Below are 11771 nucleotides of genomic sequence, written 5' to 3' on the forward strand. Positions count from 1 at the left end.
AAGCGAAGACAGAAAAGGAATCACCTCATTGGAGATGTATTCGCCGCAAACGCGGTGCATGGGGTAGGTCTTCTTTTCGACGACTGTAACCTTAAGCCCGGCACGGTTCAGCAATATGGCGTTGAACAATCCGGCCAGGCCGCCGCCTATTACAATTACATCGCTCATGGCTTAATGCATTTCAAGTATCATCCCTTCAACAGTTAAACCCGGCCCAAAGGCAAAGCTCAGGATCTTATGATCAATCAAATTGCCGGCCTTCAGCATTTTATCCAGCACAAACAAGATTGTAGCTGACGACATGTTACCATACTCCTGCAAAACCTGGTAGGCAAAAGCATTGCTTTCTTCAGGAAGCTCCAATGCATCTTCAACGGCCTCTAAAATGGTACGCCCTCCGGGATGGACGGCGTAAGCCGTGATATCTCCCATTGAGGTTTTTGCCTTCAACAGAAATCGGTCAGTAAGCGCCTTTATATGTTTTTTGATCTGTTTGGATACTTTGGAGGTAAGCTTCATTTCAAAGCCGGTATTACCTACATACCAGCCCATTTCATTGCGGGCCTCGGTAACAAACTCCGAATAGAAATTTTTGAGTGAGAGATAACGGCCATTACCCAAGCGGTTAGCCGTATTTTCAACCAGTACTGCTGCTGCACCATCCGAAAATAAGGAGTTGGCAACCCAGTTATCCAGGGTATTCACTTTTTGAAAATGCAGGGTGCAAAGCTCCACACTTACTACAAGCACTTTAGCATCGGCATCGGCGCGACAAATGTAGTCGGCTACTTTGAGGCCGTTTATAGCGCCGTAACAACCCATGAAATTGATACAAGTACGTTCGGTATCCCGGTTTAGCTGCAGCCTGTCAACCAGTTCAATATCAATACCCGGCGCATGCATACCCGTACAGCTAATAGTTACCAGGTGAGTGATGCTGCCGGTGATGTCATCATCGAAATTTTGAAGACAGTTTTTAGCTGCATCTACCGCTATAGCAATGGCCTCTTTTTCGTAAAGTTTTAACCGTTTTTGCGTATCGGGGAATGGCTCAAGTCCTGCCGATTGCTCAAAGAAGGTAAAATCTGCAGGATCGCGGTAGCCAAAATCGGGGATCACCGAATAGCGGTAATCAATTCCCGAATGGTCATAGATCCCTTTTAACCTCGCGGCATTAGTTGCATCCAATCCAAAGGCATTAGCCATGAAATGGTAAATATCTTGCTGGGTAATACGATTGGCGGGATTTGCTATCCCGATAGCACTGATGCAACTCTCCATTAAAAATAGTTAAACCTGTTTTATTTGCTGATCTCCGCCTCAACCGAAACATTAGCCTCATTTGAAAGGATCAGGTTTTTGCCGCCTATGCCAAAATCCGTCCTTAATATCAGAAAGCTTCCTTTCAGCTGAGCGGTATTACCCGTTTCCACGTAGGTAAAAGGTATTTCAATCAACTTTGTTTTATCTCTTATAGTTACGTTAAAATTGCCGGTATAGTTGCTCCCGCTTTTACGTTTAAATGAAACAGACTTCAGCGTGATCTTGGGATATTTAGCCACATCAAAATAATCCTCGCTTTTAAGGTGGTTATCACGGCTTTCGTTATCACTGTTCACGGTACTTGAAGCCACGGATGCTTCAATAGAGCTGCCGGCCAGGTCATTGGGTTTAAACTTGATATCAGCCTGCAAACCACTGAAGGTGCCTGCCACATTAAAACCCAGGTTTTTGATCTTAAAGCTAACATCTGATTTGGTTACTGTTTGCGCAAAGCCCGCTGTGGCCGCGAAAATTAAAAGTGCAGCTATATAAATTTTCTTATTCATGTTACATTAACGTTGTTTCCAAACATAATAATTTATGCTGTACAATTTTTTATATTAAAGGTTGTAAGTTTATAACGTTACCGGGGCAACTATAAGTTGCTTTTGAGAGTATTTACCAGCAAAACAGCAACGATGAAATTTAAACAATTTATTCCTACCCGGTCGGCATTGGCACATTTGCGGTTTGTGTTTTCTGTTTTTTTGCTACCGGTGTACCTGTTTGCCTTTAGCCAGGCCGATACGGTGAAAATTTCAACAGCAGTACTCGTGTTTTTCGTCTGGCATTTTCTTGCGTTCCCGGCCAGTAACGGCTACAACAGTTATTTTGATAAGGATGAAGATAGTATTGCCCTGTTAGCCAAACCTCCCGAAGTGGATATCAGCCTGTATTATTTTTCTATTTTACTGGAAGCAGTTGCGTTTTTGCTTGGCTTTATCATTAGTTGGGAATTTGCCTTTGCGGTACTCATTTATGGCATCATGTCAAAACTGTACAGCCACCCGGCTACCCGCTTAAAGAAATATCCTATCATCAGCTTTTTAACGGTATTTATTTTCCAGGGATGTTTTATTTATTATACTACCTACACCGCCCTTACCGGGACAAGCTTGTTCGGTCACTGGGATTTAGGCTTAATTATTCCGGGTGCCATTAGCTCCTGCCTTATCGGGGCATCATATCCGCTAACCCAGGTTTATCAGCATGAGGAAGATGGCAGGCGGGGAGATAAAACGCTCAGTATCGTTTTAGGTTACAAAGGCTCCTTTATTTTTTCGGGGATATTGTTTGCGATGGGAATAGCTTTATCTTATTACTACTGGCATTTGGCCGGCATGATGCTTAACTTTTACTTTTTCCTGGTATGTGCTGCGCCGATATTCATTTTTTTCAACTACTGGTTTTATAAGGTGGGCAAGTCGACAGCCAATGCTAACTTTAAAAATGCAATGCTCATGAATTTCATCAGCTCGGGTTGTATGCTGGTTTATTTTGGAGTGCTGGCGGTGTTTAGTTGAAGGAAAATGTTATCATGATTTTGTCATCCTGAGGAACGAAGGATCTTCTTCGCCCTGTAAGTTCGCTATGCTTATCGAAGAAGATGTTTCGCTATCGCTCAACATGACATAATTAAAAAAACTGTCACCCTGAGGTACGAAGGATCTTCTTCAACAAACACGGCCGCTATATAGGGCGAAGAAGATGCTTCGTACCTCAGCATGACAAAAGGTGCAAATGTCATTTTCCACTTAAAAGTCTCCGGATTTTATCTACTCAGCATGACAAGAGGATTTTTATCTTGATAAGAATAAACAACGAAGCAATCCTCTGCATAGTTTGGGATTGCTTCGTTCCTTTCCTTTACTGCTTAGCAGCCCAGGCGTCCATCTTCGCTTCAAAAACTGCCATTGGCATAGCACCATCTTTCAATACCTGGTCGTGGAACTCAGCGATATTGAATTTGCTGCCTAATTGTTTCTCGTATTTGGTACGCAGCTCACGGATCTTGAGTGCGCCTATTTTATAGCTTAATGCCTGAGCCGGGATAGCCATGTAACGCTCAATTTCGGCGGTAGCACCTTGTTCACTGATGGCTTCGTTGTCCATCATATATTTAATGGCCTGCTCACGGGTCATGCCTTTAGTATGGATGGCCACATCAACCACTAAACGAATAGCGCGGTGAATTTCATCTCCTAAGGCACCCATATGCTGGTATGGATCGGTATATAAACCAAGCTCTTTACCTAACGATTCGCAATATAGCGCCCAGCCTTCTACGTATGCAGTCTCTCCACCGTCAAATCGGCGGAACTTTGGCAAGGACGCATTTTCCTGGGTCAACGAGATCTGGTAATGGTGACCAGGAATAGCTTCATGCAAAAACAATGACTCCATACCCGATGTAGTGTTAAACTTGGTAGCATCCAGTATCGGTACATAAAAAATACCCGGACGGGTACCATCTGCCGAACCCTGGTTATATTCTGCACTGGCCGATGCCGCGCGGAAAGCCTCAGTTTGCCTGATCTCGAATGGCGTTTTAGGCACATGGTTAAACATTTTCTTCAGGTTGGGCTCCATACGCTTGTGGATATTTTCAAATGCATCAAGCACATCCTTCGGTGTTTTATAAGGCGTAAACTTGGGGTCGGTTTTCATGTATTCGAAAAACGCTTTCAGGTCGCCTTTAAAGCCTACGCTGGTTTTAATGCTATCCATTAATCCACGGATGCGGGCAACTTCTTTTAGACCCAGTTGATAAATCTCTTCAGGGGTTTTATCGGTAGTGGTTTGCTGTTTAACTAAGTAGGTGTATTTAGCTGTACCATCTGGCAATGAAGAAAAACCTGAAGTGGTGCGCGCATGTGGCAGATACTCGTTTTTAAGGTAATCGGCCAGTTTTTGGTACGTTGGGTTGACGATGTTAGTGATAGCTTTTTTATAGGCTTCAGTTAATTGTTTTTTATCCGCGTCAGAAAAATCCTTGGGCATGTTGGTAACCGGTCCATAGAATAAGCTTTTCTCTACATCTTTTGAAACCAGGTCCTGCATCTCCGGGATCATTTTAACAACCAGTGATTTTGGCAATACTACACCCGTTTTAATCCCTTTGTTAAAATTAGAGATAGCAGTATCAGCCCAGATCTGGAAAGCCGATAAACGTTTCAGCCAGTCGTTATAATCAACAACCGACTTAAAAGGCTGTGCGCCCGAACCTGAACCCAACTGCCCCATGGTAATTGGCAGGGCATAAAACTGGTTAAAAGGCATGTACTCAAAATGGTGCTTAAAGTTATCAAGCGACAGCTGCACCTCGTAAGTAAAAATATCGTAGGATAACTGGTCGTCAGTATTTAGCTCCGCCCTTTCAAAGTTTTTCACTTTCGACAGGTAAACCGAGTTATAATCATAAGCCTTTTTCAAAAACTCTGCCGAGCCATCGTTAGGTAAAAGATCGTTGTAACGTCTGTCGCCAATGTAAGTGGCATTTAAGGGATAAAGCTTTAAGCCATCCTGGAAATAATCTTCAAAAACTTTTGCCAGATCTTTATTGGCCGGGATGCTGCTGCCGGTATCGGTTGATTTAGGCTGATTGCAGGCTGCAAATGAACCTGCTATAAATAGCATGAGTAATATTTTTTTCATGAGGGTGTTGATTAAACGATAAAGCTAATAAAAAGAAAAAGGAGATTTATCTTATTGACAAATCTCCTTCAGCAAATTATAGTTCTTAATGCTTACAACCCCATCTCCTTTTTCAAAAACTTCCCGGTAAAGCTGTTCTTTACTTTACACAACCCTTCGGGTGTGCCGGAGAAGAGGATATTACCACCGCCTGAGCCACCTTCAGGGCCAAGGTCTATTACGTGGTCAACCACTTTGATAACATCGAGGTTATGTTCGATAACCAAAACTGTGTTTCCTTTATCAACCAGTTGGTTAAGCACGCCTAACAATACGTTGATATCTTCAAAGTGCAAACCTGTGGTTGGCTCGTCCAGTATATAAAAGGTATTACCGGTATCTTTTTTGGATAGCTCGGTAGCCAGTTTAACACGTTGCGCTTCGCCGCCCGATAGTGTGGTTGATGCCTGGCCTAAAGTGATATAGCCCAATCCTACATCATTCAAAGTTTTCACCTTGCGGTAGATGGCCGGGATATGCTCAAAAAATGGTGTAGCATCCTCAATGCTCATATCCAGCACATCACTGATGGATTTACCACGGTAGCGTACTTCCAGCGTTTCGCGGTTGTACCTTCTGCCACCGCACTCTTCGCAGGGTACTTGTACATCGGGTAAAAAGTTCATTTCAATTACCTTCATGCCTGCGCCCTGGCAGGTTTCGCAACGACCGCCTTTTACGTTAAACGAGAAACGACCGGGCTTATACCCCCTGATCCTTGACTCAGGTAATGCCACGAACAAATTGCGGATATCTGAAAACACACCGGTATAAGTAGCCGGATTTGAACGCGGCGTACGACCGATAGGCGTTTGATCTATCTCAATTACTTTATCAACATGCTCCAATCCCTCAATTTTTTCATAAGGCAATGGTTGTTTCTTCGCTCTGAAAAAATGATGGTTCAGGATAGGGTATAAAGTTTCGGTGATCAGGCTTGATTTACCGCTGCCCGATACCCCGGTTATACCGATCAGTTTACCCAACGGGAAATCAACCGATACTTTCTTCAGGTTATGGCCGGTGGCTTTTTTCAGGCTCAGGGTTTTGCCATTGCCCTCGCGGCGTTTTTTAGGAACTGCTATCTCGCGTTCGCCATTAATATATGATGTAGTGAGCGTATGCTCCTTCATGAGTTGGGCTGGTGTGCCCTGGGCAACAACCTGCCCGCCGTGTACACCTGCCGCCGGGCCCATGTCAATTACATGGTCGGCTTCCAGTATCATATCTTTATCGTGCTCAACTACCAATACTGTATTACCTAAGTCACGAAGGTTTTTGAGGGCGTTGATCAACCGCTCATTATCGCGCTGGTGCAATCCGATGCTTGGCTCATCCAAAATATACATCACATTCATCAGCTGCGAGCCTATTTGTGTGGCCAGCCTGATGCGCTGCGCCTCGCCGCCCGAAAGGGTTTTGGCTGTACGATCAAGCGTTAAATAGCTCAAGCCAACATCAAGCAGGAAAACGATCCGTGCGCGAATCTCTTTCAGGATCTCTTTGGCGATAACATTCTGCCGTTCGTTAAGCCTATCTTCCAAACCATCAAACCATTCCTGCAGGTGGTTGATATCCATACAAGCCAGCTCGAAGATGTTTTTATTATCTACCTTAAAATGCAGCGACTCCTTTTTGAGCCTTGCACCTTCGCAAACCGGGCAGGTACGGAGTACACGATAGTTCTCCATATCGTCCATACCTTCATCGTTACGGCGTTCCTGCTGTTCTTCCAGCATGCGGATAATACCTTCAAACGTGATCTGGTAGCTTTGAACATTCCATTTATTATATTCAACGGCAACGCTCAGTGTTTCGGGCGCGCCGTTCAGGATCATATCCAGCTGATCGCGGTTTAGCTTTTCGATAGGGGTTGACAGCGAAAACTCATATTTTTTTGCCAGCGATTTCAACACCTGGAAGATCCATGTTTCGCGGTATTCGCCAATAGGGGCCAAACCGCCGTTCATGATGCTCAGTTTTGGGTTAGGGATCACCGAAGCCTCATCAACCTCAAAAATATAACCCAGGCCGTTACACTTTTCGCAGGCGCCGTAAGGCGAGTTGAACGAAAAAGTATTTGGCTGCGGTTCATCATACGAGATGCCCGAAACCGGGTCCATCAGGTATTTACTATAATAGGATACGTTATTGTCTTTATCGGCAATACGGATAATGCCCTTGGCAATTTTTAAAGCCTGCTGAACGGAGGTGTATAAGCGCTTGCTATCTTTTTCGCTTACTTCCAAACGGTCAACCACAATATCAATATCGTGGATCTTGTAGCGATCAACCTGCATTTTGGATTCAACATCGGCAATGGCACCATCAACCCAAACTTTTAAAAAGCCCTGCTTACGGATCGATTCGAATAATTCGCGGTAGTGACCTTTACGTGCCTTTACTACCGGGGCCAGGATATTAACCGGCTGCCCGTCAAATTTTTCGCTGATGGTTTTCAGGATCTGGTCTTCGCTCATCCGCTCCATCTTCTCACCGGTGGTGTAAGAGTAAGCATCGCCGGCACGGGCGAAAAGCAAACGCATAAAATCGTAGATCTCGGTAATAGTACCTACAGTGGAGCGCGGGTTTTTGCTGGTAGTTTTTTGCTCAATGGCAATAACCGGGCTAAGGCCAGATACCTTATCCACATCGGGCCTTTCCATCCCACCCATAAACTGGCGCGAGTAAGCCGAAAATGTTTCCATATAACGGCGCTGACCTTCGGCATAAATAGTATCAAATGCCAGTGATGATTTGCCGCTGCCGCTCAGCCCGGTAATTACCACCAGTTGGTTACGCGGAAACGAAACATCTATATTTTTCAGGTTATGCACCCGGGCACCATAAACTTCAACTTCACTTTGCTCGCCCAGATCAACAAGAGGTTTTGTACTCATACTTTATTAATATGCATTTATTGACATTGTTTGAAGCTAATTATTATAGTTACCAGATTTTTACAAATTGCTGTTTTCCTAAAATTTTTGGCTTAAACCATCAATAGTTTGCTACAAATATAAGCAAAAAAGGCCGATCATCCATCCTGGATGACCGGCCTCAAAGTGCTCCGTAATGTAATCTTTTAATTAATTTACAGTATGATTACCTGCCATTAATTAATTGCCAGCAACTGTGATGCAGGCGGGATATAAAAATAATTATCATATCCGTGCTGCTTTGGCTGCTCAATAACTGCTTTCATGGCAATAAGCTTGTAAACATATGAACCGGTTTCGCGGTTTAGCTTCATGCGGAAGTAGTTATCTTCATTTTGCTTATTAATGGCACGCGCTAATTTGATCGAGCCATTGTTATAGGCGGCAGCCGCCAGTGTCCAGCTGTTAAATTCATCGTATAGTTCTTTGATATACTTGCAGGCTGCAATGGTTGATTTGCGAAGGTTTTTCCGCTCATCAACTCCATGGCCTACTCTTAGTCCGTAGGTACGTGCTGTACCCGGCATAAATTGCCAAAAACCCGACGCGCCTTTAGATGATGTACCCGATTTAAGGCCCGATTCGACCAGGGGTACGTACTTAAAATCTTCAGGGATACCATAAAACTTTAAAATCGGTTCAATGATCGGGAACCATAATTCGGCTTTCCGATGTAAAATGTTGCTCTGCACACTTTTATAGTCGTGCTGCCTGAGCGATTTGTTAAGTTTACGGGTAACCCTTTCGTCATTAGCTGGTAAAGCTTCATTGGCAAAGTTGTAAGCAACCGCCTTTGTGCTTTTGAGAAAAATAAAATCTGAGGTTCGGTGGCTTAAAGGCGCTGCTTTTGCAGCTTTTTCGGTAACAATTTTACCGAAAATATTAAGCTCGGAAATGAGAACCAGCACCAGCGTTACGGAGCACGTAAGTAAGTGTTTTTTAATCATTTCTTTTCCTATCATTTAACTATACATTTGGTAGAATGTGCTGCAAAGGTATGTCATACGAATCACATAATCAAATACTTAGGATTTTGCTAACTTTTTTAGATGTGGTTTTCGGTTCAAAAACAGCGTTTAAAAGCGTTTAAACGGCGATTTTGCAAGAGGATATTTTTTTGATCTTTTTAGATAAAAATTGGCAAAAAAGCGTAACTTTGACCCTCACGCTGCGAAAGCGCTAAACAAAAAATTATGGTATTTAAGAGACCAGCAGGTAGTCGCGACGACAAACCCGGAAAGTCGTCATCAAGGAGTTCAAGATCCGACGACCGACCAAAAAAATCAGCATCAACCCCAAAAGGTAAAGCTACTCCAAACGGAGAGAAAAAAATACTTTCCAGACCGGAAAAAACATTCCAAAGCAACAGGTTCAGTGACGATAAGCCCAAAAGCAATTTTAGGGGCGGTGAATCATCTGGCGCTAAAAGATCGGGCGCTAAGCCAAGGCCATACTCAGGCAGGCCAACCGGCGACGGTGAAGACAGGCCAAAAAGAAATTTTGGCGGCGACGGCACTGGTGAAAGAAAATCATTCAGCGGCGGCCCGCGTAAACCTTACAGCGGCAGACCGACAACCGGTGATAACGAAAGACCGAAAAGAAGCTTCGGTGGTGATTCACAGGGCGAAAAGAAACCTTACTCATCTCCGCGCACCCGTTCATCAGCAAGCTTTGAGGGCAAACCTAAAAGAAGTTTTGGTGGTGATGCAGGCGGCGAACGTAAATTTACACCAAGAGGAACCGAAGGTGGCGAACGTAAGTTTGCACCACGGGGAACTGAAGGCGGCTTTAAAAAACGTGAAGGTGGTTTTAAAGAGAAATCACCATTTGGCGAAAGGCCCGCACACAGGCCGCATGACAGGGAAAATCAACAGGATGCCCCTAAAACCATGCGTGGCCGTAAAAATGCTCCTGCTAAAAAATCAGAAGATGACGGCCTGATCCGTCTGAACCGTTACATATCAAACGCGGGCATTTGCTCACGCCGTAAAGCTGATGAGCTGATCGCCGCAGGTGTGGTATCTGTTAACGGTGAAGTGGTAACCGAGTTAGGTACCAAAGTTGATCCATTTAAAGATACCATTAAATATAACGGTGAAACGCTGAAACGCGAAAAAATGGTTTATGTACTATTAAATAAACCAAAGGATTATATCACTACTACAGATGATCCGCAGGAGCGCCGCACCGTTATGCACCTGGTTGAAAAAGCAACCCGCGAGCGCATTTATCCCGTTGGCCGTCTTGACCGTAACACTACCGGTTTGTTATTAATGACAAACGATGGTGATTTGGCTGACAAGCTTTCGCACCCGCGTAACAGCATCACTAAATTATACCAGGTTGAACTAAGTAAAAGTTTAAGCCAGGGCGATTTGAACAAACTTGCCTTTGGTGTTGAGCTTGAGGACGGTATGATTAAACCAGATTCGGTATCATACGTTACCGGCGGTTCAAAACGCGAAGTTGGTATCCAGATCCACAGCGGTAAAAACCGTGTTGTGCGCCGTATGTTTGAGCACCTTGGTTACGAAGTAGTAAAACTGGACAGGGTGGTTTATGCCAACCTTACCAAGAAAGACCTTCCCCGTGGCCGCTGGCGCTATCTCGATGAAAAAGAGGTAATTCAGTTAAAACACCTGATGAAATAAAAAAAATGCCCCGCTAAACAGCGGGGCATTTTTTTTGTCTATTTTGTTATCTTGCACAGCAATAACCATCAATAATCAACCATGAAGAAATTTCTTTTGATCATAGCTATGCTTTCACCGGCACTGACATTCGCACAAAATAAAAAAAACGGGCCCAAAACTTTCGACCTTGTGGTAGGCACTTACACTACCGGTAAAAGCAAAGGCATTGTAGTGTATCGCTTTTATGCCGAAACAGGCAAGCTGGCTTATCTTAGTGAAATTGATGGTGTTAATAATCCATCATATTTAACACTAAGTGCTAATAATAAATTCATCTATGCTGTTAACGAATTACCCAAAGGCGAGGTAAGCGCGTTTTCATTTGAGCCTAAAACAGGCAAAATGACTTTTATTAACAAGCAATCAACTTTGGGTGCGGATCCTTGCCATATTTCGGTTGATAAAGATCAGAAGAACCTGCTCATAGCTAACTACTCAAGTGGCAATGTTGCAGTAATGCCTTTAAATAAAGATGGCTCAATAGCCAACGGCATCCAAACCGTACATGATGATGGTCATAGCGTAAATAAAGAACGCCAGGAATCGGCCCATGCGCACATGGCTGTTTTAACGCCCGATGAAAAATATGTGTTGTATAATGACCTGGGAACTGATAAAGTAAATATTTACCGTTACCATCCGTCAAAAGAGCCTCGTATTGTACCTGCAACACCTGCCTTTGTAAGTGTTACTCCCGGCGAAGGCCCAAGGCACCTGGAGTTTTCGGCCGACAAAAAGACCGTTTACCTGGTAACCGAAATGGGATCGAACGTTATCGCATTTGATTACAATAATGGCAAGCTGAAACAAAAACAGTCTATCACTATGCTGCCTGATGGCTTTAGCGGCCAAACTGCCGGCGCTGCTATCCACCTGTCGCCTGATGGCCGTTTCCTGTATGCATCAAACCGTTTGGAAACCAACGAGATCAATATCTACGCCGTGAACCAGGAAACAGGCCTGCTTACTTTTGTAGCGCGCCAATCAACCTACGGTAAAAATCCTCGCGATTTTGCTATCGACCCAACAGGTAAATTCCTGATCGTGGCCAATCAAAACAGCGATAACATGTGGGTATTTAAAATTGACCAAAATACAGGCAAGCTTTCCCAAACAGGTATCA

Annotated in this window: 9 protein-coding genes; 3 read left to right on the forward strand and 6 right to left on the reverse strand. The window is 44.0% G+C overall.

What is annotated here, in order from left to right; translation table 11 throughout:
• The 3 genes from VF500_RS21335 to VF500_RS21345 all read right to left on the reverse strand — a co-directional run.
• Window positions 1-168: FAD-dependent oxidoreductase (locus VF500_RS21335; RefSeq protein ID WP_330861625.1), on the reverse strand; the 168-nt coding region annotated here is incomplete at its 3' end.
• 3 nt (window positions 169-171) lie between these two features.
• Window positions 172-1281: a type III polyketide synthase gene (locus tag VF500_RS21340; RefSeq protein ID WP_330861617.1), complete on the reverse strand. Its 1110-nt coding sequence runs from the start codon at window positions 1279-1281 to the stop codon at window positions 172-174.
• Window positions 1282-1301: 20 nt separating this feature from the next.
• Complete coding sequence (locus VF500_RS21345; RefSeq protein ID WP_330861618.1) at window positions 1302-1829, reverse strand: YceI family protein; 528 nt, start codon at window positions 1827-1829, stop codon at window positions 1302-1304.
• Between the two features lie 132 nt (window positions 1830-1961).
• Here VF500_RS21345 and VF500_RS21350 point away from each other — a divergent pair, with 132 nt between their 5' ends.
• Window positions 1962-2846 carry a UbiA family prenyltransferase gene (locus VF500_RS21350; protein WP_330861619.1) on the forward strand — a complete coding sequence of 295 codons (885 nt, stop codon included), beginning with the start codon at window positions 1962-1964 and terminating at the stop codon, window positions 2844-2846.
• A gap of 343 nt (window positions 2847-3189) precedes the next feature.
• Here the strand turns inward: VF500_RS21350 and VF500_RS21355 are convergent, their stop codons facing one another.
• The 3 genes from VF500_RS21355 to VF500_RS21365 form a co-directional block, all read right to left on the reverse strand.
• Window positions 3190-4977: a DUF885 domain-containing protein gene (locus tag VF500_RS21355; protein ID WP_330861620.1), complete on the reverse strand. Its 1788-nt coding sequence runs from the start codon at window positions 4975-4977 to the stop codon at window positions 3190-3192.
• A gap of 92 nt (window positions 4978-5069) precedes the next feature.
• Window positions 5070-7916, reverse strand: a complete 2847-nt coding sequence (gene uvrA / locus VF500_RS21360) for an excinuclease ABC subunit UvrA (protein ID WP_330861621.1) — start codon at window positions 7914-7916, stop codon at window positions 5070-5072.
• A gap of 215 nt (window positions 7917-8131) precedes the next feature.
• Window positions 8132-8902, reverse strand: a complete 771-nt coding sequence (locus VF500_RS21365) for a lytic transglycosylase domain-containing protein (RefSeq protein ID WP_330861622.1) — start codon at window positions 8900-8902, stop codon at window positions 8132-8134.
• 246 nt (window positions 8903-9148) lie between these two features.
• Here VF500_RS21365 and VF500_RS21370 point away from each other — a divergent pair, with 246 nt between their 5' ends.
• On the forward strand, window positions 9149-10606 hold the full coding sequence (locus VF500_RS21370) for a pseudouridine synthase (protein ID WP_330861623.1): 1458 nt from the start codon (window positions 9149-9151) through the stop codon (window positions 10604-10606).
• 81 nt (window positions 10607-10687) lie between these two features.
• Window positions 10688-11771: lactonase family protein (locus VF500_RS21375; protein WP_330861624.1), on the forward strand; the 1084-nt coding region annotated here is incomplete at its 3' end.

It is taken from the genome of Mucilaginibacter sp., from assembly GCF_036383575.1.
In the GTDB taxonomy this organism is placed as follows: Bacteria; Bacteroidota; Bacteroidia; order Sphingobacteriales; family Sphingobacteriaceae; genus Mucilaginibacter.

Excerpts from the sequence above, each read along its gene's own strand:
- VF500_RS21340 (WP_330861617.1), bottom strand. The coding sequence starts at position 1,281 with ATGGAGAGTTGCATCAGTGCTATCGGGATAGCAAATCCCGCCAATCGT.
- VF500_RS21345 (WP_330861618.1), bottom strand. The coding sequence starts at position 1,829 with ATGAATAAGAAAATTTATATAGCTGCACTTTTAATTTTCGCGGCCACA.
- VF500_RS21350 (WP_330861619.1), top strand. The coding sequence starts at position 1,962 with ATGAAATTTAAACAATTTATTCCTACCCGGTCGGCATTGGCACATTTG.
- VF500_RS21355 (WP_330861620.1), bottom strand. The coding sequence starts at position 4,977 with ATGAAAAAAATATTACTCATGCTATTTATAGCAGGTTCATTTGCAGCC.
- uvrA (WP_330861621.1), bottom strand. The coding sequence starts at position 7,916 with ATGAGTACAAAACCTCTTGTTGATCTGGGCGAGCAAAGTGAAGTTGAA.
- VF500_RS21365 (WP_330861622.1), bottom strand. The coding sequence starts at position 8,902 with ATGATTAAAAAACACTTACTTACGTGCTCCGTAACGCTGGTGCTGGTT.
- VF500_RS21370 (WP_330861623.1), top strand. The coding sequence starts at position 9,149 with ATGGTATTTAAGAGACCAGCAGGTAGTCGCGACGACAAACCCGGAAAG.